Origin of the sequence: Phyllobacterium sp. CCNWLW183 (assembly GCF_037203775.1) — a bacterium.
Taxonomy (GTDB): Bacteria; Pseudomonadota; Alphaproteobacteria; order Rhizobiales; family Rhizobiaceae; genus Phyllobacterium; species Phyllobacterium ifriqiyense.
This window is the reverse complement of the sequence record NZ_JBBCBN010000003.1, coordinates 76,987-99,904: the sequence shown is the minus strand read 5'-3', so window position 1 is coordinate 99,904 and position 22,918 is coordinate 76,987. Positions and strand designations below refer to the sequence as shown.

At 53.4% G+C, this 22,918-nt stretch carries 23 protein-coding genes; 15 read left to right on the top strand and 8 right to left on the bottom strand.

All coding sequences use genetic code 11. The annotated features are described in order from the left end of the window. Positions 1-55: 55 nt before the first annotated feature. Both msrB and msrA read left to right on the top strand, forming a co-directional pair. The gene (gene msrB, locus V9K95_RS08590; protein WP_115055225.1) at positions 56-550 is read left to right on the top strand and encodes a peptide-methionine (R)-S-oxide reductase MsrB; all 495 of its coding nucleotides are present in this window, start codon (positions 56-58) and stop codon (positions 548-550) included. Between the two features lie 21 nt (positions 551-571). Next, positions 572-1,258 carry a peptide-methionine (S)-S-oxide reductase MsrA gene (gene msrA, locus V9K95_RS08585; protein ID WP_370878802.1) on the top strand — a complete coding sequence of 229 codons (687 nt, stop codon included), beginning with the start codon at positions 572-574 and terminating at the stop codon, positions 1,256-1,258. A gap of 59 nt (positions 1,259-1,317) precedes the next feature. On the opposite strand, the gene V9K95_RS08580 is transcribed toward msrA, so the two are convergent. Together V9K95_RS08580 and fumC are read right to left on the bottom strand one after the other, a co-directional pair. Then, positions 1,318-1,713 carry a DoxX family protein gene (locus tag V9K95_RS08580; protein WP_336440556.1) on the bottom strand — a complete coding sequence of 132 codons (396 nt, stop codon included), beginning with the start codon at positions 1,711-1,713 and terminating at the stop codon, positions 1,318-1,320. A 100-nt stretch (positions 1,714-1,813) separates the two neighbouring features. Then, a complete protein-coding gene (gene fumC / locus V9K95_RS08575) occupies positions 1,814-3,205 on the bottom strand; it encodes a class II fumarate hydratase (protein ID WP_336440555.1) in 1,392 nt (463 codons plus the stop codon). A gap of 139 nt (positions 3,206-3,344) precedes the next feature. On the opposite strand from fumC, the gene V9K95_RS08570 reads away from it, so the two are divergent. Then, a complete protein-coding gene (locus V9K95_RS08570) occupies positions 3,345-3,755 on the top strand; it encodes an SRPBCC family protein (protein ID WP_115055221.1) in 411 nt (136 codons plus the stop codon). Positions 3,756-3,758: 3 nt separating this feature from the next. Continuing rightward, the gene (locus V9K95_RS08565; RefSeq protein ID WP_336440554.1) at positions 3,759-4,115 is read left to right on the top strand and encodes a VOC family protein; all 357 of its coding nucleotides are present in this window, start codon (positions 3,759-3,761) and stop codon (positions 4,113-4,115) included. A 33-nt stretch (positions 4,116-4,148) separates the two neighbouring features. On the opposite strand, the gene V9K95_RS08560 is transcribed toward V9K95_RS08565, so the two are convergent. Further along, positions 4,149-4,709, bottom strand: coding sequence for an NADPH-dependent FMN reductase (locus V9K95_RS08560; RefSeq protein ID WP_115055219.1), 561 nt, complete (start codon positions 4,707-4,709; stop codon positions 4,149-4,151). A gap of 88 nt (positions 4,710-4,797) precedes the next feature. Between V9K95_RS08560 and V9K95_RS08555 the strand changes: the two genes are divergently transcribed. Next, the gene (locus V9K95_RS08555; protein WP_115055218.1) at positions 4,798-5,205 is read left to right on the top strand and encodes a winged helix-turn-helix transcriptional regulator; all 408 of its coding nucleotides are present in this window, start codon (positions 4,798-4,800) and stop codon (positions 5,203-5,205) included. Between the two features lie 71 nt (positions 5,206-5,276). On the opposite strand, the gene groL is transcribed toward V9K95_RS08555, so the two are convergent. The 4 genes from groL to V9K95_RS08535 form a co-directional block, all read right to left on the bottom strand. Continuing rightward, the gene (gene groL, locus V9K95_RS08550; RefSeq protein ID WP_115055217.1) at positions 5,277-6,923 is read right to left on the bottom strand and encodes a chaperonin GroEL; all 1,647 of its coding nucleotides are present in this window, start codon (positions 6,921-6,923) and stop codon (positions 5,277-5,279) included. A gap of 56 nt (positions 6,924-6,979) precedes the next feature. Next, on the bottom strand, positions 6,980-7,276 hold the full coding sequence (gene groES, locus V9K95_RS08545) for a co-chaperone GroES (protein WP_115055216.1): 297 nt from the start codon (positions 7,274-7,276) through the stop codon (positions 6,980-6,982). Between the two features lie 363 nt (positions 7,277-7,639). Continuing rightward, entirely contained in the window at positions 7,640-7,951 is a 312-nt protein-coding gene (locus V9K95_RS08540; protein ID WP_336440553.1) for an ArsR/SmtB family transcription factor, read from the bottom strand. Beyond that, positions 7,948-8,982 carry a cation diffusion facilitator family transporter gene (locus tag V9K95_RS08535; protein ID WP_336440552.1) on the bottom strand — a complete coding sequence of 345 codons (1,035 nt, stop codon included), beginning with the start codon at positions 8,980-8,982 and terminating at the stop codon, positions 7,948-7,950. The genes V9K95_RS08540 and V9K95_RS08535 overlap by 4 nt, the downstream gene beginning before the upstream one ends. A 161-nt stretch (positions 8,983-9,143) precedes the next feature. Between V9K95_RS08535 and V9K95_RS08530 the strand changes: the two genes are divergently transcribed. From V9K95_RS08530 to V9K95_RS08505, 6 genes are all read left to right on the top strand, one after another. Further along, positions 9,144-9,992, top strand: coding sequence for a TIGR01459 family HAD-type hydrolase (locus V9K95_RS08530; protein WP_336440736.1), 849 nt, complete (start codon positions 9,144-9,146; stop codon positions 9,990-9,992). Positions 9,993-10,004: 12 nt separating this feature from the next. Beyond that, on the top strand, positions 10,005-10,985 hold the full coding sequence (locus V9K95_RS08525; protein ID WP_336440551.1) for a bifunctional riboflavin kinase/FAD synthetase: 981 nt from the start codon (positions 10,005-10,007) through the stop codon (positions 10,983-10,985). 101 nt (positions 10,986-11,086) lie between these two features. Then, positions 11,087-11,932, top strand: a complete 846-nt coding sequence (locus tag V9K95_RS08520; RefSeq protein ID WP_336440550.1) for a MipA/OmpV family protein — start codon at positions 11,087-11,089, stop codon at positions 11,930-11,932. 271 nt (positions 11,933-12,203) lie between these two features. Continuing rightward, on the top strand, positions 12,204-15,122 hold the full coding sequence (gene ileS / locus V9K95_RS08515; protein ID WP_336440549.1) for an isoleucine--tRNA ligase: 2,919 nt from the start codon (positions 12,204-12,206) through the stop codon (positions 15,120-15,122). 189 nt (positions 15,123-15,311) lie between these two features. Then, positions 15,312-15,992, top strand: coding sequence for a hypothetical protein (locus tag V9K95_RS08510; protein ID WP_336440548.1), 681 nt, complete (start codon positions 15,312-15,314; stop codon positions 15,990-15,992). 134 nt (positions 15,993-16,126) lie between these two features. Continuing rightward, entirely contained in the window at positions 16,127-17,110 is a 984-nt protein-coding gene (locus V9K95_RS08505; protein ID WP_307282995.1) for an Lnb N-terminal periplasmic domain-containing protein, read from the top strand. A gap of 5 nt (positions 17,111-17,115) precedes the next feature. Here the strand turns inward: V9K95_RS08505 and V9K95_RS08500 are convergent, their stop codons facing one another. Beyond that, positions 17,116-17,547: a deaminase gene (locus V9K95_RS08500; RefSeq protein ID WP_162802643.1), complete on the bottom strand. Its 432-nt coding sequence runs from the start codon at positions 17,545-17,547 to the stop codon at positions 17,116-17,118. 99 nt (positions 17,548-17,646) lie between these two features. On the opposite strand from V9K95_RS08500, the gene V9K95_RS08495 reads away from it, so the two are divergent. From V9K95_RS08495 to V9K95_RS08480, 4 genes are read left to right on the top strand one after another with little or no spacing between them, the layout of a single operon-like run. Further along, positions 17,647-19,518, top strand: coding sequence for a pseudouridine synthase (locus V9K95_RS08495; protein ID WP_336440547.1), 1,872 nt, complete (start codon positions 17,647-17,649; stop codon positions 19,516-19,518). An 8-nt stretch (positions 19,519-19,526) separates the two neighbouring features. Then, complete coding sequence (gene rsmD / locus V9K95_RS08490; protein ID WP_115055205.1) at positions 19,527-20,084, top strand: 16S rRNA (guanine(966)-N(2))-methyltransferase RsmD; 558 nt, start codon at positions 19,527-19,529, stop codon at positions 20,082-20,084. Between the two features lie 55 nt (positions 20,085-20,139). After that, positions 20,140-21,609 carry a M16 family metallopeptidase gene (locus V9K95_RS08485; RefSeq protein WP_115055204.1) on the top strand — a complete coding sequence of 490 codons (1,470 nt, stop codon included), beginning with the start codon at positions 20,140-20,142 and terminating at the stop codon, positions 21,607-21,609. Continuing rightward, positions 21,606-22,916 (top strand): M16 family metallopeptidase, encoded by a 1,311-nt coding sequence (locus tag V9K95_RS08480; protein WP_435530069.1) that lies wholly within the window; start codon positions 21,606-21,608, stop codon positions 22,914-22,916. The genes V9K95_RS08485 and V9K95_RS08480 overlap by 4 nt, the downstream gene beginning before the upstream one ends. Positions 22,917-22,918 lie beyond the last annotated feature (2 nt).

The following is a 22,918-nucleotide window of genomic DNA, read 5'->3' as shown; positions in this document are numbered from 1 at the left end:
GTATTTCCTGCATGAAGCCGAAATAATTCGGTATCATCATGCAGGGAGCTTATCCATGATGACACGTCGAACCCTGTTCGGAGGCGCTGTGGCCACATTTGGTGCAGTTGTTGCCGCGCGCTTTGCGACCATGCCCAAGGCTCACGCTACGGGTACATTCGAAATTGAACACACGGATGCTGAATGGAAGAAACTTCTGACGCCGGAGCAGTATGATGTGCTGCGTCAGGAAGGCACGGAAGCGCCCTTCACCAGCCCGTTAAATCATGAAAAACGTAAAGGCATATTTGCCTGCGCTGGCTGTGATCAGCAGCTTTTTGAATCCGAAAAGAAGTTTGACAGTGGTACTGGCTGGCCCAGCTTCTGGCAGCCGATAAAAGGTGCGGTGATCGAGAAATCCGACAACTCGTTCGGCATGGTGCGTACGGCGGTGGAGTGTCATCGCTGCGGTGGCCATCTAGGGCATGTCTTCGACGATGGCCCGCAACCCACCGGTCTTCGCTACTGCATGAACGGTGTTGCCATGAAATTCATGCCCGCTGCTGCCTAAGCTATTTCGAAGGAAAAACAAATGAAACTTCGTTACTTGTTACTTGCAACCACCTTGCTATTTGCCCCAGCTATGGCATTCGCGGAAAGCGTCACGATGGTGCCTCCGCCAGCGATGGATCAGTCAATAGCGGCCGGAACTGAAAAAATTGTGCTTGCCGGCGGATGTTTTTGGGGCGTTCAGGGTGTTTACCAGCACATGAAGGGCGTCACAAACGCTGTGTCAGGTTATTCGGGTGGAGAAAAGGGCACTGCGAATTATGATCTTGTGAGCGGCGGCGATACCGGCCATGCGGAAGCGGTTGAGGTCACGTTTGATCCAAAGACCGTCAGCCTGGGCAAGATTTTACAGGTCTATTTTTCTGTCGCTCACAACCCAACCGAACTGAACCGGCAAGGACCAGATACGGGCACGCAATATCGCTCTGCAGTGTTCACGACCAGTGTAGATCAAGAAAAAGTGGTGAAGGCCTATATAGACCAGCTCGACAAAGCCAAGGTCTATTCAGATCCGATAGTGACCAAGGTCGAGCCTCTCAAGGCTTTTTACACGGCAGAAGCCTATCATCAGGATTATGCGACCATTAATCCGACGCAGCCCTATATCGTTTACAATGATCTGCCCAAGATCAAAAACTTGAGCAAGCTCTTTCCGCAGGAATATCGGGAAAAGCCGGTGCTTGTGAGTGAAGTCCAGCCTACCAATTGACGCAACAATAAAAATAAAGGCCGCGTGAAGCGGCCTTTATAAGCGAATGATATTTTCGTTTAACCGCGCTTTGCGTCGATTGAAAGTGCACCAGCTCCATAAGCAGCCAGGACAAAGAAACCACCAGCTACGCCCAGGTTTTTCTGAAAGAACATGAATTGGGTCATGCCGGCATCGCCAGCCCAGTTCAGGTGAGCAGTCGCCGTGGCGGCCAAAGTGAAGAGGCCAAGCAAGAGAGCTGCAATACGGGTCTGGAAGCCAACGAGAACTGCAATGCCCCCGAAGAATTCAAGCAGACCGACAAGAACCGCAACAATTGTTGGCGCTGGCAAACCCATGCCGCCAAAATAGGCAGCAGTACCGCCGATAGCTGTTAGCTTACCCCAGCCAGCCATGATAAACATGACCGAAAGCAGAATGCGACCGATCAGAACCAGAATGCCATTGTTAGACATAGATTTTTTCTCCAAAAAAGTGACTGCGCGGTCAGTACGCGATGCATACTGTTTACTAAAGTCACTTTTTCGACAACAGATTGTTCATCAAATCCACTGCTTATTCCGGAGCGATCATCCGTTCCGGCCGCACAAGACGATCATAGTCCTCGGCTGACACATGTCCGCTGGCAAGCGCTTCCTCACGCAAAGTCGTCCCGTTCTTATGCGCTGTCTTGGCGATCTTGGCCGCATTGTCGTATCCGATGGCCGGAGCCAACGCAGTGACGAGCATGAGCGAACGTTCGAGCAGATCCTTGATGCGAACTTCGTCGGCTTCGATGCCCTCAACACAATTATCGGCAAATGACACCATCGAATCGGCAAGCAGGCGAATGGACTGGAGTACATTGAGCGCGATAACCGGCTTGAACACATTCAGTTCAAAGTGGCCTTGGCTCGCTGCCACTGTAACGGTAGTTTGATTACCGAAAACCTGTGCTGCAACCATCGTCAGTGCTTCCGCCTGGGTTGGGTTGACCTTGCCTGGCATAATCGAGGAACCAGGTTCGTTTTCTGGCAATTTCAACTCACCGAGACCCGAACGGGGCCCTGATCCCAGAAAGCGAATATCATTGGCAATCTTGAAAAGATCAGTAGCAAGCGCATTCAGGCTGCCATGGAAATTCGCCAACGCGCCATGGCTCGTCAGAGCCTCAAATTTGTTTGGAGCCGTCTTGAACGGCAATCCCGTTATGTCTGACACAGCTTCAGCAAAGCCCGAATCAAAGCCCACGGGTGCATTCAATCCTGTGCCGACGGCAGTACCGCCCTGCGCCAGCAAGAAAACGTCCGCCAAGCTCTGTTCGATGCGTTTGCGGGCGTATTCAAGCGCGGCGCGGTACCCCGAAAACTCCTGTCCAAGTGTTACAGGTGTCGCATCCTGAGTGTGCGTACGGCCAATCTTGATAATGTCGGCGAAGGCCTTTTCCTTTTTGGCAAGCGCTGCTGTCAGATGGGCCAGGGCAGGATAGAGACGCTCGGTCGCTTCGACCGCCGTCGCAATGTGAATGGCCGTCGGGAACGTGTCATTTGACGACTGGCTCATATTGACGTGATCGTTCGGATGGACCGGTTTCTTCGAGCCTTTCATTCCGCCGAGCATTTCAATAGCACGGTTAGAGATAACCTCGTTGGCATTCATATTGGACTGTGTTCCGGAACCAGTCTGCCATACGACGAGCGGGAAATGATCATCGAGGTTGCCTTCGATAACCTCTTCGGCGGCAACTGTAATTGCGCGGCCGGTGACTTCATCCAGTTTGCCCAGAGCCATATTGGTTTCTGCCGCAGCGCGTTTTACGATACCAAGTGCCCGAACCAATGGGATGGGCATACGTTCGACGCCAATCTTGAAATTATGCAAAGAGCGCTCGGTCTGTGCGCCCCAATATTTGTCGGCAGCTACTTCGATTGGACCAAACGTGTCTGTTTCGGTGCGTGTAGAAGTCATCGTCTATTTTTCCTGTGACAGTTGGCGCAATGACTACTGCGAAGCGGTCCGGGAGGCAAGGTTCCAGCACGGAATGTTGGTCTGGATTTCGTAAGGTGCTAAGATAAAATCGATTATAGCACTGGTGGGAGGTCAAGCTATGACAGCACTGGAAGCACGAACTCTTCAGATCGCCATTCAACGCGATTGGAAGGATGTTTACCGCTATGCAAGCTTACCTGAGCATTTGCCGGAGTGGGCATCGGGATTGACTTCGGGCCTGCAGAAGTCCGGAAATGAATGGGTGGCTGACGGTCCCGCCGGAAAGCTGCGTCTTCGGTTTGCGCCCGATAATGAGTTTGGCGTGTTAGACCATTGGGTAATAACGGAAACCGGAGAGAATGTTTATATTCCCCTGCGCGTCGTTGCCAATGGCAATGCTTCCGAAGTGATATTCACCTTGTTTCGATTGCCCGGCATTGACGATGAAAAGTTTACTGCGGACGCAGCATGGGTTATGCGCGACTTACAGAAACTGAGAGATTTGCTGGAAGCGCAATTGCTGGAGTAAGGGATGAGCAATAGTTCAGGTCAAGACAAACAGATCAACTATATCGAGTTCAACGTCCAGGATATTTCGCGCGCGAAGGATTTCTACGGCACCGCATTCGGCTGGACCTTCACCGATTATGGCCCGGCCTATTGCGAGTTTTCGGACGGCAATCTCAAGGGCGGTTTTGCTCATTCTGAGGGGGTGAGATCTAGCGGCCCATTGGTTATTCTTTTCGCCGATGATCTTGCGGATACGCTGGAACGTGTCAAAAAAGCGGGCGGAAAAATTTCAAAAGAGATATTTGAATTTCCCGGAGGGAAGCGCTTCCATTTTGTTGATCCGGAAGGCTACGAATTGGCGGTCTGGTCGGACAAGTAAGGAGGCGGCTGCACAAGCAGCCGCCGAATAGCATTAGGCGTCGCGTGCAGCTTTCAAGGCGTTGCCCCACCAGACAAGCTGATCAAGCTGGGCGCCTGCCGCCTCATTGAGGTGCGGATAATCGCTAAGCTTCTTTTCCCCTTTAACGACAGTCAAATATTCGGGGAAGGAAATATGGACGCCGGTCTTGACAGATGCCGCACCCATTTCAACGAATATAAGACGCAGATGTTCAACGGCGCGTGCACCGCCGACACCACCATATCCCACAAAAGCGACTGGCTTTTGAATGAACTCACCAAGATCTATCGCATTCTTCAGCACGGCAGTTGGCGCGTGGTTGTACTCTGCGACGGTGAAAATAAATCCGTCGAAAGAGCGCATCTTCTTCTTCCAGCGCTCGGCGGTTTCGCTTTCCGCCGTCGTGCTGCGTTCTTCACCAAAGAAATGCATAGGATAGTCCAGCAGGTCGACAATCTCGACCTCTAAATCATCGCGTTGGCTTGCAACGTCAGCGATCCATTTGGCAGGAAACTCGGCGAACCGGCCAATGCGCGTGCTGCCGACGATGACGCCGATTTTTAGTTTTGCCATTTTCAGAAATCCTTATCTTGGGATGGTAACTATTTGTGACCGGAGCTATATAGGTGACTGTTAAAAGTTCTAGCAAGGAGGCACTTTTTTGAAACCGAAGCACTTTGAGGTAACTCCTGCCTGTGGTGCGGTCCACCAGATTCTTTCCCGTGTCGGAGATAAGTGGACCGTGCTGGTCGTTAATTATTTGGGCGCTGGTTCAATGCGGTTCAACGAGTTGAAACGCTCGATTGATGGCATTTCTCAAAAGATGCTTACCAGCACTTTGCGTGGCTTGGAGCGCGACGGTTTTGTAACGAGAACGGTGTTTCCGACAATCCCGCCGCGTGTGGATTATGAGCTTACCGATCTTGGACGCGATCTGCTTGTGCCGGTGCGCAACCTTGCTGACTTCGCCATCCAAAATGAAACGCGTATCGCCAATGCGCGGGCCAGCTTCGATTCCGCGAACAAGGCTACGGAAATCACTCCGCCTTTCGCTCAAGCGGCCGAATAAAACGCTTACTCGTACAACAAAAAAGGCGGGTCGAAACCCGCCTTTTCCGTATTCTATAGGGAGAGGACTTCTTAGAAGTCCATGCCGCCCATGCCGCCCATTCCGCCGCCTGGCATCTGGGGAGCACCGCCATTGTCCTTCTTAGGAGCTTCGGCAATCATGGCTTCGGTGGTGACTAGAAGACCTGCAACCGATGCTGCGTCCTGCAGAGCAGTACGAACAACCTTGACTGGATCAACAATGCCCATGACGATCAGATCGCCATATTCACCATTGGCCGCATTGTAGCCGTAGGTTTCTTTCTTGCTTTCAAGAATCTTGCCAACAACGATGGAAGCTTCATCGCCAGCATTTGTTGCGATCTGACGAGCCGGAGCCTGCAGAGCACGACGAACGATGTTGATGCCTGCATCCTGATCGGAATTTGCGCCCTTAAGAGTAAGGTTCGCAGAGGCACGTAGAAGAGCAACACCACCGCCAGGAACAATGCCTTCTTCAACAGCAGCGCGCGTCGCGTTGAGAGCGTCGTCAACGCGGTCCTTCTTTTCCTTCACTTCAACTTCCGTTGCACCACCAACGCGGATAACTGCAACACCGCCAGCGAGCTTGGCAAGACGTTCCTGCAGCTTCTCACGGTCGTAGTCGGAAGTTGTTTCATCGATCTGCTGCTTGATCTGGCCGACGCGGGCGTTGATTTCACCCTTCTTGCCATGACCGTCAACGATCGTGGTGTTTTCCTTGGTGATCGACACCTTCTTGGCGCGGCCGAGCATGTCGAGCGTAACGCTTTCGAGCTTGATGCCGAGGTCTTCGGAAATAACCTGACCGCCAGTAAGGATAGCGATGTCTTCAAGCATTGCCTTGCGGCGATCGCCGAAGCCAGGAGCCTTTACAGCAGCAATCTTCAAACCGCCGCGCAGCTTGTTGACAACGAGCGTAGCAAGAGCTTCGCCTTCTACGTCTTCAGAAATGATGACGAGTGGCTTGGAAGTCTGAACAACAGCTTCGAGAACTGGCAAAAGAGCCTGAAGGTTCGAGAGCTTCTTTTCATGAAGAAGGATGTAAGCATCTTCAAGATCAGCAACCATCTTTTCAGGGTTGGTGACGAAGTATGGCGACAGGTAGCCGCGATCGAACTGCATGCCTTCAACGACTTCGAGTTCGGTTTCAGCGGTCTTGGCTTCTTCAACGGTGATGACACCCTCGTTGCCGACCTTCTGCATTGCCTTGGCAATCATTTCGCCGATTTCGGTCTCGCCATTGGCAGAGATCGTGCCAACCTGCGCAACTTCTTCCGAAGTCTTGATCTTCTTGGCGCTCTTGCCGAGCTGCTTGACGACTTCTGCAACAGCAAGATCGATGCCGCGCTTCAGATCCATCGGGTTCATGCCAGCAGCAACAGCCTTGCCGCCTTCCTGAACGATTGCCTGAGCAAGAACAGTAGCAGTCGTGGTGCCGTCGCCAGCGATGTCGTTCGTCTTCGAAGCGACTTCACGGACCATCTGTGCGCCCATGTTTTCGAACTTGTCTTCAAGTTCGATTTCCTTGGCAACAGTCACGCCGTCCTTGGTGATGCGTGGAGCGCCGAAGGACTTGTCGATGACAACGTTACGGCCTTTCGGGCCGAGCGTTACCTTGACTGCATCTGCAAGGATATTAACGCCGCGCAGCATGCGCTCACGCGCGTCGCGGCCGAATTTTACTTCTTTAGAAGCCATTTTATCTCTCCTGGGATTTAACCCGGTTTGATCGAAATATTATTGGGTGACGGTGATTAGCCGAGGATGCCGAGAATGTCGGATTCCTTCATGATCAGCAGATCTTCGCCGCCGATCTTGACTTCCGTGCCGGACCACTTGCCGAACAGGATGTGATCGCCTGCCTTGACATCGAGCGGTATGAGCTTGCCAGCTTCGTCACGAGCGCCTGTGCCTACGGAGACGATTTCGCCTTCCTGTGGCTTTTCCTTGGCAGTATCCGGAATGATGATGCCGCCTGCAGTCTTTGCTTCCGATTCAACGCGGCGTACTACGACGCGGTCGTGAAGCGGGCGGAACTTGGTCTTGGCCATGGTTAGAACCCTTGATGTTGGTGTCAAAACGGTTTCGCAAACAGTTGTGCCATTCGCGTTATTAGCACTCGTTGATAGTGAGTGCTAACTGGAGCCGGAGATAGTGGGAGGGGTCGAAAGAGTCAAGGGAAAGGCGATGAAATTTTCATGACATTGGTGGATTCGAAGTTCACGGTTGGACGCCGTCATACTCAGATAGCAGGGCACCGGTAGGCTCCATCGCTATTTCACCATCCAGCGCTCGAGCAATGTGCATGTGCTGTCTTTGATTGCGCGCCATTGCGGCAACTTGTCCTTTGAAAAAGAGCCCAGAACTTTGGTGAGCGCCTTACCTAAAGTATAAAACGATCCGATGAAGCAGTTTTAGTCGTCACTATCCTCGCATACGTGATGCGCCATATCGACAAGCATGTCGCTGACATGTTTATCAGCAAGTTCATAAAAAATCTGCTTTGCCTGTCGGTTGCCGCGCACCAGACGCGCCCCACGCAATAATCGCAAGTGGTGACTGACCAATGATTGCGACAAATCCAGGCTTGCCGCAATATCGCCGACGGAGCGTGGGTTTTCGAGACAAAAGAACAGGATTCGTAGTCGCGTCGGGTCGCCAAGCAGTTTGAATGTCTCGGCGAGGATGGTCGTATCAAGCTGGGATGGTATCGTTATTTTGCTCAATGTTTGTGACTTTCATGGCTATGGTCATGCGCTGCATGATCATGATCACCGTGGCCGCTATGGTCATCCTCCCCGTGATCGTGGTCATGTTCGCCGGAGGTGTCGATGCCAAGACAGCAGTCGCCGGTAGCATCGGCAAAATCGATGGCAATGGTCGAATGCTCGATCTCGAATTTTTTGATCAGCTCCGCCTCGACGGCTTTCACCAGCAGGCGCGGATCGCTGCCCTCTTTTGGCTTCACATGCAAGGTTGCCAGCGCCTTGCCGGATGTGATCATCCAGACGTGGACATGGCGTACGCCAGCCAGGTCGGGGACCGTTTTCATCAAGTGCTGTTCGATTTCTTCCGGCTTGGCATTTTCCGGGGCGCCTTCAAGCAGAATATGCAGGGAATTGCGCAGAAGTGCCCAAGCGCTGCGCAGGATCAACAAGCACACGAAGACCGAAAGGATCGGGTCGATTGGTGTCCAACCAGTATAATAGATAATGACCGATGCCGTAATGGCAGCTACGGAACCAAGCAGGTCGCCAAGAACGTGCAAGATCGCACCTTTGATGTTGACGTGATCCTTGTCGCCGCGGGTCAAAATCCAGAAGACGCCGATATTTACGAGCAGTCCTATCGTTGCGACGATAAACATTGGACCCGCGAGGACCTCGCCGGGATTACGAAACCGCTCAAAGGCTTCGATGGCGATCCAGACAAGAATGGCGAAAAGTGCGAGCGCATTAATAAGGCCGGCAATGACCTCAAAGCGCAGATATCCAAATGTGCGGCGTTCATCAGCCGCGCGTTTGCCAAAACGAAATGCTGCATAGGCCAGTGCGAGAGCCCCCGCATCCGTTAACATATGTCCGGCGTCGGCAATCAATGCCAAGGAACCCGATAAAAGGCCCCCAATGACTTCCACAATCATAAACGTGAATGTGATCAGGAAGGCGATCAGGACCTTGCGCTCATTGTCAGCCGTTATTTTGGGAGCATGATCATGTGCGTGATCGTGCCCGTGCGTGCCGTGGGAATGCGCCATTTGAACCTCGTTTGATAACAAACATATCAATATTTGTTCATGTGTTTACTGTCAACCGGTCGATGCAGCTTTTGATGATGATCCCGAGTGACAGTTTTCCTGCAATCAGGTAAGCGAGGTGCAACTCGATTACTGGCATGGAGAAGAGCGGCATGACCGACATGGTACATTTGGCAAGTCTGGACGACTTGATGGATCGTTATGACGTGCTTCTTTGCGATGTCTGGGGTGTTTTGCACAATGGTGTCGATTCGTTTGCCTCTGCTTCAAAAGCATTGGCTCGCGCCAGAGCCGCTGGTTTGACCGTGGTCCTGATAACCAACGCCCCGCGACGCTTCGATAGCGTGGCAGCGCAAATCCATGGCTTGGGTGTGCCCGAAGATGCCTATGACCGGATCGTTACATCAGGCGATGTTACGCGTGAATTGATCCGCAATTCGCCGCGTAAGGTCTTCCATCTTGGACCGGAGCGTGATGAAACGCTTTACGAAGGACTGGACGTTGAGCTTGTGGAAGAGCGGGAGGCTGATGTCGTCGTCTGTACTGGTTATTTTGATGACGAAACGGAGACACCGGCTGATTATACCGAAATGCTGACGCGTTTCCGTTCGCGCGATCTGCCATTTATCTGTGCCAATCCTGATATTGTCGTTGAGCGCGGAGATCGTCTGATCTGGTGTGCCGGTGCTTTGGCCCGCGATTATGGCCAGCTTGGTGGCCGGACCTTGATCGCCGGCAAGCCGCATCGACCGATTTATGAGGCTTCCATTGCCGCAGCTGAAGAGGTGCGTGGCAAACCTGTGGACCTTAACCGTGTCATTGCGATAGGCGATGGTATGCTGACGGATGTCAAAGGTGCTGATCTCTTTGGCATAGATGTCCTATATATATCCGGTGGCATTCACGCGGGTGATTATGTCCATGGTGGCGTTCACGATGTCGAAAAGCTGCTGGAATTCCTGAAGAAACACGGAAGCAATCCTGTTGCTACGATGCCTGCTCTGGCTTGAGGACAAGCAGCTATGCCAATTTTGCGCTTGACGGACCCCACGCAGCTGCCAGCTGATTTAAGAGACGCTGTTGTCGCGATTGGTAACTTTGACGGGGTGCATCGTGGGCATCAAGCAGTTCTCGAACGCGCTTTGGAAGCCGCTCAGGCTGCGGGCAGGCCCTCGCTGGTTTTAACGTTCGAGCCGCATCCACGCAGCGTCTTTGTGCCGGACCAACCGGTGGACCGGCTGACACCGGCAGCTGAAAAAGCTACTATTCTGGAGGCTTTGGGCTTCGACGCCGTGGTGGAATGCCCGTTCACGCGCGAATTCTCGCAATTGACTGCCGATGACTTCGTTGACCAGATTCTGGTCGGTGCCCTGCATGCAAGCCGCATCGTCACCGGCTTTGATTTTCATTTTGGCAAAAATCGCCAAGGCGGCCCCGCTTTTCTCATGGAGGCCGGTGACAAGCGCGGTTTCCATGTCACGCTGGTTGATGCGTTTCGCGATGAAGGCGGACAGGCCGTATCATCCAGCCGCATTCGCTCGCTGTTCGGGGAGGGCGACGTTGTAGAGGCGGCCGGCCTGTTGGGATATCGCCATCGCATTCGGGCAAAAGTGGTTCACGGCAAGCAGCTTGGTCGGACCATCGGTTATCCTACTGCCAATATGGTTCTGCCCCCGGAAACTCATTTGAAGCATGGCATCTATGCGGTTCGCTTTCGCCGGGCTGATGGCACCCTTTACGATGGCGTGGCCAGCTTCGGACGCAGGCCCACAGTTGACACGGATGGCGAGCCACTTTTGGAAACGTACGTTTTCGATTTTTCCGGCGATCTATACGGTGAGATTTGCGCTGTTTCCTTCTTTGCATACCTTCGTGGCGAAGAAAAATTCGATGGGCTGGAGCCTATGATGCTTCAGATCAGAAGGGATGAAGAAGAGGCACGGGGACTTTTACAGGGTGTGAAGCCGCTCTCGCCGCTGGATAACACGATTAATTTTGTCTGAAATGGCAAATCGTTTACCATAAGAATAAATCCAATTTTATCTATCCTTTCGTAGCTTGGCCCGGAATTGCCGTCTCCCAAGGCAAATTTCGGAGTCAAGATATGTCTGTTCGTTTGATTGGCGCCCTTGCTGGCGCAGTATTTTTCGCGTTCCCCGCCATAGTGCTTGCGGATGAATATTATAGTGACGCGGAAACACCGGCCAGCAGCTCAAGAGGCGATCATTGGTGGTCGGGCGACTGGTATCTGACATTGGGAGCAAAGGGATTTGTTGCGCCGCGCTATGATGGCGCAAGCGATTATCGCCTGCTGGCCGCTCCGGTTATTTCACTTGGACGCGCTGGCAAGTCTGAAAAATTCTCGTCTCTGAATGACAATGCTTCCATCGGCTTTATCGATACCGGCGTGTTTCGCGCCGGTCTGACGGGCAAGCTGGTTTCCGGGCGCGACGACGATGACTCACGCGATTTGAAGGGACTGCATGATACCGATTGGGGCGTAGAAGTTGGCGGGTTTGCCGAATTCTATCCGACAGATAATGTCCGCGGCCGCGTTGAAGTTCGCCGTGGCATTGGCGCGCATGATGGCGTGGTTGCAGATTTCGCTGTTGATGCCTTTACGGATATTACTCCAACGGTGCGTGTGTCCGCCGGTCCACGCGCTACTGTCGCGACGAAAGATTATTTCCGTGAATATTACGGTGTTAATCCAGCAGAGTCTGCTGCGTCTGGCCTTAAGGAATACCGGCCAGGAGGGGGGCTGAAGTCGCTCGGAATCGGCGGACAAATTACCTGGAAGACCACAGACAAGATCACGACAAGCGCCTATGCGGAGTATAACCGTTTGATGGGACCCGCGGCCGATTCAAGTCTGGTCAAAGAGCGTGGGTCAGCCAATCAGGCAACTTTTGGTTTGCAGGCAACCTACCGATTTGACTTCTCGCTGTAGCGGATGTGGCAGATACATACGAAGTTTATTGCATCTGCCCCTTTATTCTCGCGAGCGTGATTGCTAAAAGCGCGGTCATGAAAACCGTTTGCGGGGCTTTTCCCAAGTCCGTACCGATTCAGATACGAATTACTGGCCCGGCCTTCACCTGAACCTGAAGCTATTTGCTTCGTGGTGTTGAAGGTCCGGGCGGCGCCTTTGCGCCTTATTTCGATTTCTTCAAATCCTTGCTTGCAGCGATAACGCGCGGGCCCAAGAAAAGCCAAGAAAAATGAACGATACGCCTAAGCCAATCGACTATTCGAAAACTCTATATCTGCCGCAGACGGATTTTCCGATGCGTGCTGGTTTGCCAGCCAAGGAACCGGAATTCGTCCAGCGCTGGCAGGACATGGACCTTTATCGGAAGCTGCGTGAAGACGGCAAAGATCGTCCGCTTTATGTGCTGCATGACGGTCCTCCCTATGCCAATGGCAATATCCATATCGGCCATGCACTGAACAAAATTCTCAAGGACGTCATCACGCGCTCCTTCCAGATGCGCGGTTACAATTCCAATTATGTCCCGGGTTGGGATTGCCACGGTCTGCCAATCGAATGGAAGATCGAGGAACAGTACCGCGCCAAAGGCAAAGACAAGGATCAGGTGCCGATCAACGAGTTCCGCAAGGAATGCCGCGAATTTGCCGCCAACTGGATCAAGGTCCAATCTGCCGAGTTCAAACGGCTTGGTATCGAAGGCGATTTCGAAAATCCCTACACAACGATGGCATTTCATGCAGAAAGCCGCATTGCTGGGGAACTCCTGAAGTTCGCCATGTCGGATCAGCTCTATCGCGGTTCCAAGCCTGTCATGTGGTCGGTTGTCGAGCGTACTGCTTTGGCCGAGGCCGAAGTGGAATATGCCGACGTTGAAAGCGATACGATCTGGGTCAAGTTTCCGATCGTCAATGGCGAAGGTGATCTCGCATCGGCCTATGTCGTCATCTGGACGACGACCCCTTGGACCATTCCTGGAAATAGGGCGGTCAACTACTCACCTCGCGTAGCCTACGGACTTTACGAGGTTGAAACGGCAGAGAATGATTTCGGCCCGCGTCCGGGCGAGATGTTGATTTTTGCAGATGCGTTGGCGGAAGATTCGGCCACGAAAGCCAAGCTGACTTTCAAGCGTGTCAGAGCCATAACAGCCGATGAGTTTGCAGGCATCGCTCTCTCCCACCCGTTCAAAGGTTTTGGCGGTGGTTATGAATTTGCAGTGCCGATGCTTGGCGGGGATCACGTAACCGACGATGCAGGTACAGGCTTCGTCCATACAGCGCCCGGCCACGGTCGTGAGGATTTCGATGCGTGGATGGATGCGCGCAGCGATCTTGAAGCACGCGGTATTTCCTCGGCAATCCCCTTCACCGTTGATGATGCGGGTTACTACACCAAGGATGCACCGGGTTTTGGGCCGGACCGTGAAGGAGGTGCCGCGCGCGTCATCGACGATAATGGCAAGAAGGGCGATGCCAACAAGGCTGTTATTGAAGAGCTGATCAACCGTGGCATGCTGTTTGCACGCGGTCGTATCAAACATTCTTATCCGCATTCGTGGCGTTCGAAAAAGCCGGTCATTTTCCGCAATACGCCGCAATGGTTTGTCTATATGGACAAAGATCTTGGCGATCAGACAACATTGCGTTCGCGCTCTCTTGCCGCCATCGACGAGACACGTTTCGTCCCTGCTGGTGGGCAAAACCGCTTGCGTGCAATGATTGAGGACCGTCCCGATTGGGTGCTTTCGCGCCAACGCGCCTGGGGCGTGCCAATCTGCGTTTTTGCCGACGAAGATGGCAATGTCTTGAAGGATGAAGCGGTCAACGCCCGCATTCTTGAGGCCTTTGAGCAGGAAGGCGCTGACGCCTGGTTTGCCGAAGGTGCCCGTGAGCGGTTCCTTGGCGAAAAAGCCAATGAACCCTGGGTACAAGTACGCGATATTCTCGACGTCTGGTTTGATTCAGGCTCGACCCATGTCTTCACTCTCGAGGATCGCCCTGATCTGAAATGGCCAGCGGATGTTTACCTCGAAGGTTCCGATCAACATCGCGGCTGGTTCCATTCGTCTTTGCTTGAAAGCTGCGGCACACGCGGACGCGCTCCATATAATACTCTTGTCACCCATGGCTTCACCATGGATGAAGAGGGGCGCAAGATGTCGAAGTCGCTCGGCAATACTGTCACGCCGCAGGATGTCATCAAGGATTCTGGGGCAGACATCCTTCGCCTTTGGGTCATGACAACCGATTATTGGGAAGATCAACGTCTGGGTAAAAACATCATCCAGACAAATATCGACTCATACCGCAAGCTGCGTAATACGATCCGTTGGATGCTAGGGACTTTGGCTCATGACGAAGGCGATGAAGTTGCCTATGCGGATATGCCAGAACTCGAGCAGCTAATGCTGCATCGACTCGCGGAACTCGATGAACTTGTGCGTTCGGGCTATGATGCCTTCGAATTCAAGCGGATCACTCGCGCATTGCTCGATTTCCTCAATGTGGAATTGTCAGCATTCTATTTCGATATCCGCAAAGACGCACTCTATTGCGATGCGCCTTCCAGCATCAAGCGGAAAGCTGCACTGCAAGTTGTCAGGCATCTGTTCGACCGTATCGTGACTTGGCTGGCTCCCATGCTGCCATTTACAACGGAGGAAGCATGGCTTGATCTGCACAAGAATGCCGTTTCTGTTCATCTGGAGCAGTTCAGGGACACGCCAAAAGAGTGGAAGAACGAAGCGCTGGCCGCAAAGTGGCGCAAGGTGCGCGATGTTCGCCGCGTAGTTACGGGTGCGCTGGAGTTGGAGCGCGCCAAGAAGACGTTGGGTTCATCACTTGAGGCTGCCCCGCTGGTTTTCATCAACGATTCTGAATTGTTCGAAGCGGTGAAGGGTCTTGATATGGCCGAGATATGCATCACCAGTGCCATAACCATCACGGACGGAGCAGCGCCAGCAGATGCCTTTGTTGCTGATGACGTCAAAGGCGTTGCGGTCGTATCGCAACGGGCAACCGGCACAAAATGCGCACGGTCATGGCGATACACGCATGATGTTGGATCAGATCCGGCCTATCCTGATGTATCGGCGCGGGATGCAGCGGCGCTACATGAACTGGCGAAGTTGGGAAAACTTGATGCCTGAATCAAATCTGCGGATTATCCCTTGAGATAATCCGCAGATTTATTAACAAGAAAGAGCCTCGACTTGCTTAATGCTACAGGCCTCATGTAAAAGGCTTGCCATTGAGTTGCCTGAATTTAGAGGCAGGGCATAGATCAAGCGTATTTTTTGGCGGGCATCAGTGCTCAGGCTTGGGTGGAAGTGGCGAGTATGAATTTGAACGGACGCATCACGGTTCTAAGTGCATTGTTTGCATCGCTGGCAATAGCTGGCTGCAGCACATCGCCCACCTATGGCACCGACAAAACGTCCGGTGCGCAATTGCTTGACGACGTATCAAACATTGCTTCGTTCAGTAAAAAGAAAAATACGATCGCGTATAATCCAAGGCCGGAGCTTGTTCGTCCACCTGCTGGCGCTTCTGCAAACGCCCAGTTGCCGCAGCCGCAGGGCAATGTTGTATCTGAAAACAGTGCCAACTGGCCAGAATCGCCAGAACAACGGCGCAAGCGCATTCGCGATACCGCAACTGCCAACCAGAACAACCCGAACTTTGTTCCGGAAGTTGAAAACGATATTCCTGCCGCTGCCAAGTCGTCAAAATGGGATGAGTATGGCGTTTACAATGATAAGGCACCGAAGGTTGTGCCCGCTGGCTCGCCGCAAACCGATCAGAGCAGCGAGTTTCGTGCGCGCAAGCTCGCCTCAACGGCTGGTTCACCGACCACACGCAGATATTTGAGCGAACCACCGTTGGAATATAGGGCGCCCGCACCGACTGCGGCCACGGATGATCTTGGCAAAGACGAGGTCAAGAAAGAACGTGAGCGGAAAGCTGCAGCCCGGAAGGACAAGGGCTTCAGCTTCAAAAACTTGATTCCCTGGAACTGATCCAGAATTACTGCTCCTTACCTGTCGTAATGGTTGCCGCTTAAAGCGTGTTTCCGCAATCTGTTCCGAAAGTTTGGGAACAGATATGCTTGCGTTTCGTTAAGTTAACCTACGCCAGTCGAGGATTCTCCCAATTGTTCATTTTAAGATTGATCGGACGGATTATCCTCGTCCCTGTTTCGGTTCTGGTTTTTATATGGGGCGGATTTGCCCTTTGGTATCAGCTTCCCTTTGGCGTTTTCGGCACCATCGGCTGTCTTATAGTCTGGATAGCGATTGCCTTTTCCGTGCTTTGGCTGGAAATAAAGGGCCGGTCATTTAGGGCATTGATCGTTCTTGTGCCAATATTGCTTGGACTGCTCTATTGGTGGAGCACGATTACACCATCGCTCACGCGCATCTGGGCTGACGATGTTGCACAGACGGTCACCGGAACTTTGTCAGGCAATCAGGTCACCTTGTCCAATGTGCGCAACTTCGAATGGAGAACGCGCGAGGATTTCACGCCGCGCTGGGAAGTGCGCACGTATAATATGGAAGATCTGGCATCGGTCGATGTATTCCTTTCCTATTGGTCCAATCCCGCCATCGCGCATACGCTTGTCAGTTTTGGCTTTAAGAATGGCGAGCATGTTGTCTTTTCTGCTGAAATCCGGAAGGAGCGGCACGAAGCGTTTTCTGAGATCGGCGGTTTTTTCAAAGAATTTGAACTGGCAATGATCGCAGCCGACGAACGCGATATCGTTCGGTTGCGCACCAATATACGTAAGGAAGATGTGTATCGTTATCGTATCAATATGAAGCCGGAGATGCGCCAGGCATTGTTCCTGTCCTATGTCGACAATGCCAATCGCCTGGCGGAAAAAGCCAGCTTCTATAACACCGTGACCGCGAATTGCACGACGGTTATTTTTGATATGATACGGGCCATCACGCCGGATATTCCCATTGATTATCGGGTCATTTTCTCCGGTTATCTGCCAAGCTATCTTTATGATCTTGGCGCGATAGATAATCAGAAGCCTTTAAGTGAGGTGGAAAAGTCTGCCTTGATCAATCAGCGCGCGATAAATGCAGACACGTCACCTGATTTTTCGGCAAGAATACGCAGCGATTAACGGCACTAGAGCCGCTTTGCCTTGAAAAACTCTTTTAGCAGAGCTTCTGACTCGGCTTCGCCAAAACCAGAATAGACTTCCGGGGCGTGATGGCAGGTTGGTTGCGTGAAGAAGCGAGCCCCGTTTTCGACGCCGCCACCTTTTATATCCTGTGCGCCATAATAAAGTCGGCGAATTCGAGCAAAGGAAACTGCGGCAGCGCACATGGTGCAAGGCTCAAGGGTAACGAAGAGATCGCATCCGGTCAGGCGCTCATCTGCAAGGATCTGGCAAGCTTCCCGAATAACCAGAATTTCAGCATGTGCAGTCGGGTCATTAAGCTCTCGGGTCCGGTTGCCAGCTGCCGAAATAATGGCTCCGTCTTTGACCAGGACAGCTCCAATTGGTACCTCTCCTCGGGCCGCTGCCGCGTGTGCTTGTGCCAAAGCCAGGCTCATAGGATCAGTTTTTTGGTTCACGGGCGGCTCATCATCCAGAATTTACTCGCAAGCACACTCCATAGCTGGTAGTGAGCCCTGCTGAAAGGCAAACATTCCATGACAAGCTCAAATGATGACGGCAAGGGCGGCAAACGCCCCTTTGAAAAGCGCAGTTTCGACAAGCGCGGTAATGATGGTCCCAAAGGACCCCGCAAGTTCGACAATGCTGCTCCGGCAAAGCGCGGTTTTGAACCGCGTAAAGAAGAAGCGCTGCCCGAAGAGGGCGAGCGCATAGCCAAGCGTTTGGCACGCGCGGGAATAGCATCCCGCCGCGAAGCCGAAACGATGATTGCGGCGGGCCGTGTTTCCGTCAATGGCAAGCGACTTTCCAGTCCCGCTACCAACGTCATGCGCAGTGATCGCATCGAGGTTGATGGAAAACCATTGCCTGAAAAAGAGCGGACGCGCTTGTGGCTTTACCACAAGCCAGCTGGTCTTGTGACGACCAATCGCGATCCCGAAGGCCGACAGACCGTTTTCGAATCCTTGCCGAAAGATATGCCGCGCGTTTTGTCCGTTGGCCGTCTCGACATCAACACCGAAGGGCTGCTTTTGCTCACGAATGACGGTGGCTTGTCGCGTGCTTTGGAATTGCCTTCTACGGGTTGGCTTCGCCGTTACCGCGTTCGGGCTCATGGCAGTGTCACCCAGGAAAAGCTTGATACATTGAAGGATGGCATTGCCGTTGACGGCGTCTTTTATGGTGCAATTGAGGCCCATCTGGAACGTGAGCAGGGCTCTAACGTCTGGATCATGATGGGGCTTCGTGAGGGTAAGAACCGCGAAGTCAAGAACGTCCTGGGTGCGTTGGGTCTGTCTGTTAATCGGCTCATTCGTATTTCCTATGGTCCATTCCAGTTGAGCGATTTGCCGGAAGGTTCTGTTCGCGAAATGAATGGCCGCACGCTTCGCGACCAGCTTGGCGAACGCCTGATCGAAGAATCCGGCGCTGATTTTGATGCGCCGATCATCAATGTATTCTCGAATGATGCCGTGAAAGGCGAAGCTGTTCAGCAGCCCGCCGAACGTCCGGCTCCGGCACGCCGCTCGGAGTGGATTTCCAGCGCACCGGTAGAAAAACGACGCGCGCCTCGTAAATCCAAGGATGAACAGCGCGAAGAAAACCTTTCCCGCTGGTCGACAGATCGTACTGACCGCCCAGCCACACCGCGAACCGGTCGTGACGAACGGCCTGCACGTGGACCACGCGAAGAGCGCCCAACTCGCGCGGCTCGTGACAACGATCAGAAGCCGCGCGGCATTAGCTCGAAAGCGGATCGGGAGCGCAAGGAAGACGAGGCTATGGCACCGCGCAGTTCGCGTTCCGCGAATGTGTGGATGGCTCCGGGTGCCCGTCCCATGGGCAGTGCGAGGGCAAAGGCGGTAGAATCGCGTGAAGCAAGAAATCGCGCGGAAAGCGCAAGGTCGGAAAGACCGGCGCGTGCTGGCGAAGGCGCGAGCCGGCCAGCTCGGGGCTCTGATCGTCCGGCCTCGGATCGTCCTCGGGAAGACCGGGAAAGGTCAGGTGCTCGTGCGCCGGGGGGATATTCCGGCGATAAGCCGCGCAGCTATTCTCCGCGCCCACCGCGTGAAGGCGGCGATAATGCCGAGCGTCCGAAGCGCTCATTCGGCTCAGATCGTCCAGAAGGTTCCCGCAATGCACCGCGTCCCCCACGGGTTGGTAAGCGCGAGCGTGCGGAACTCAAGGAACGTGAAGCACGCGGCGACGCGCCGGCACAAGGTGACCGTCCAAACCGCTCGGAACGCCCCTATGGTGCAAGCGGCAAGCCAACGCGCGCGCCCGGCAGGCAGGATGGCCGCAGCGGCGACCGCCCCTATGGTGGACCGAAAGCCGCACCCAGGGGTGCACCGCGTAGCGGCCCTGGTGGCGGAAGCAGGCCACCACGCGGCGGCAAGCCTAAAAGCTAAGGCCTCACATGCGGATTGTTGGCGGAAAATTTCGCGGACGCAGCTTGGCGACCCCAGAAACAAACGCGATCCGGCCGACAACGGACCGGACGCGTGAAAGCCTTTTCAATGTACTGGCGCATAACTACCCGGAAAAGTTCGAGTCCACGCGTGTGCTCGACCTATTTGCCGGCACAGGCGCTTTGGGACTGGAGGCTATGTCTCGCGGCGCACGCTATGGAATCTTCATTGAAGAATCTGCGCAAGGGCGTGGTTTGATTCGCACGAATATTGAGGCGTTTGGACTCAACGGAAACACCAAAGTGTTCAGCCGTGATGCAACCAAGCTTGGCGATGCAGGCAATGTCGAGCCCTTTGACCTGGTCTTTGCTGATCCGCCCTATGGCAAAGGTTTGGGCGAGCGTGCATTCAAGGCCGCTCTTGATGGCGGGTGGTTAAAGCCGGACGCATTGCTGATCCTCGAAGAAGAAGCTGAAGCTGTCATTGCTTTTGACGCCCGCTTTGAAATCATCGAAGAGCGTTCTTACGGCGGAACAATCATAAGGCTTGTCACATTGAAGTCGTAATAGCTTGGGAAGTCCATCATTGCAGTGTCTGCAAAACAGAATTGGATTGATCTGAATGCTTCTTGCTCAAGGCCGCCTTGTTGCGGCATTTGTCTTGTCGGGCGTCGTTTTCGCCTCGTTTTCAACCCTTCCAGTGCGAGCGGAAACAAAGACTGCAACATTGGTTGCAGCTAACGCCTCGATCAAGAATGATGTCAGCTCGTTCCATCTCGAAAATGGGCTGGAAGTTGTTGTTATTCCCGACCACCGTGCCCCCGTTGTCACGCACATGCTGTGGTATCATGTCGGATCTGCCGACGAGGAGCCCGGAAAATCTGGTATTGCCCACTTCTTCGAGCATTTGATGTTCAAGGCGACCAAGACCTATCCGGCCGGTGAGTTCTCGCGCAAGGTTGCCGAGATTGGCGGACAGGAAAACGCGTTCACATCCTACGATTATACGGCCTTCTACCAGCAGCTCGCTCCACAGGCGCTGGAAATGGCTATGACCTATGAAGCTGACCGGATGGAAAATCTCATCCTGAACGATGAAGTGGTCAAGACGGAACGGGATGTCGTTCTGGAAGAGCGCCGATCGCGCGTTGACAGCAATCCGTCTTCATTGCTCTCGGAAGAAGTGAATGCCACGCTTTATCAGAACCATCCATATCGGATGCCGGTAATCGGCTGGCTGCATGAGATGGAGAAGCTCAATCTGACAGATGCTCTGGCCTTCTATCAAAAATATTACACACCCAATAATGCGACGCTTGTTGTATCTGGTGACGTAGACAGCGCTACCGTTAAGGCACTTGCGGAAAAGACCTATGGCAAGGTTCCACGGCGGGCAGAGCCCGGCAAGCGCGAGCGTCCGCAGGAACCGGAACAGAATACCAAACGTACGGTTTCGCTGGCCGACCCGCGTGTTTCTCAACCCAGCTTCCAGAAGATGTGGCTTGCTCCATCCTATACCAATGCAAAGCCCGGCGAAGCAGAGGCACTTGATCTGCTCAGCGAAATTCTTGGTGGCTCTGCGCGCAGCCGTATCTACCAGACACTGGTGGTCAAGGATGGTTCAGCGGCGAGCGCTGGCGCATATTATCAGGGCTCTTCGCTCGATGATGGCAGTTTTGGCGTTTATGGATCGCCCCGTGGCGATGCCACACTAAAAGATGTCGAAAATGGCATCGATGCGCAGGTTGCCCGGATTATCAAGGATGGCGTTACTGAAGACGAACTGGAAAAAGCCAGAAACCGCTTTTTGAAAAGCGTTATTTTCGCGCGAGACAGTCAAACCGGCATGGCTCGCATTTACGGCTCGACACTATCTACGGGCCAAACCATCAAAGATATCGAAGAGTGGCCGGATCGCATAAAGGCGGTGAAAGTTCAGGATATCCAGGACGTGGCCAAGCGATATCTCGTCGATAGCCGTTCAGTCACGAGCTATCTGATGCCGGAAGCGGGCACGCCCGATAAAAAAACCGAAAACCAGACGCAGAATGCAGGCGAGGGTGAAGCACCAGCGCAGGGAGTTGTCCAATGAGTGCATCCATCATGAAGCGATTTGCCGCTGCGTTTGTGCTCGCCGCCATTACCATCGCGCCTGCCTATGCCGTCGAAATCAAGGAAGTAGTATCGCCCAAAGGCATTCGGGCATGGCTGGTGCAGGACGATTTCGTCCCGCTCATCTCCATGCGCTTTTCGTTCAAAGGCGGTTCTGCGCAAGACCCATCAGGTAAGGATGGGATAGCCAATCTGATGACCGGCCTTTTTGACGAAGGCGCGGGCGATCTGGATTCCGAAAAATTTCAACAGCAGCTCGATGATGTCGGTGCTGAAATGAGTTTCAGCGCCGATGATGATGCGATCTCCGGCACAGTACGTATGCTTTCGGACAGACGTGATGCTGCTGTGGACTTGCTTGCTCTCGCTGTCAATAAGCCACGCTTCGATCAAGCTCCTATTGACCGTATTCGCCAGCAGGTTGTGGCTGGAATAAAGGCGTCCGAGCGCGATCCCAACACGATAGCGGGGCGCAAATTTGCTGAAGCCCTCTACGGTTCGCATCCCTATGGCCGTCAGTCGGAAGGTAAAGTGGAGACGCTGGGCACTATCACGCATGATGATCTTGCCACGTTCCACAAACGTAATTTTGCCCGCGATAATCTGATTGTTGCAGCGGTCGGCTCCATCAGCCCTGAGGATTTCGCTGCTTTGCTGGACAAGGTATTTGGCGATCTTCCTGAGAAGGCACAGCTTGAACCCGTCAGCGACGCAAAGCTGGGCTTGGATCGAACCACGCGGGTGGATTATGTCTTGCCCCAGACGTCAATTTCAATGGTTTATCCGGGCGTCCGCCGTCAGGATCCGGACTTTTTTCCGGTTTTCATCATGAACCACATTCTGGGTGGCGGCACATTCTCTTCACGTATCTACAATGAAGTTCGTGAAAAGCGCGGCCTTGCCTACTCCGCGGGTTCGACCCTTGCGACCAAGGACCATATGTCCGCGCTGATAATCTCGACCGCGACACGTGCTGATCGGTCTAATGAGACTTTGCAAATTCTGAAAGATGAAGTTGCGCGCATGGCCAAGGATGGGCCGACAGAAGAAGAACTGGTTGAGGCGAAAAAGTATCTGGTTGGCTCTTATGCCGTAAATAATCTGGATTCATCGTCAGCGGTGGCCAGCACTCTTGTCGGTTTGCAGGATCAAAAGCTTGGTCGTGATTATATCGACAGACGCGCTGATCTTATCAACTCGGTAACGCTTGAGCAGGTCAAGGCTGCGGCACAAAAACTGCTTTTGACGAGCCCTGCCGTGTTGATCGTCGGGCCGCCGCAATCCTGAGT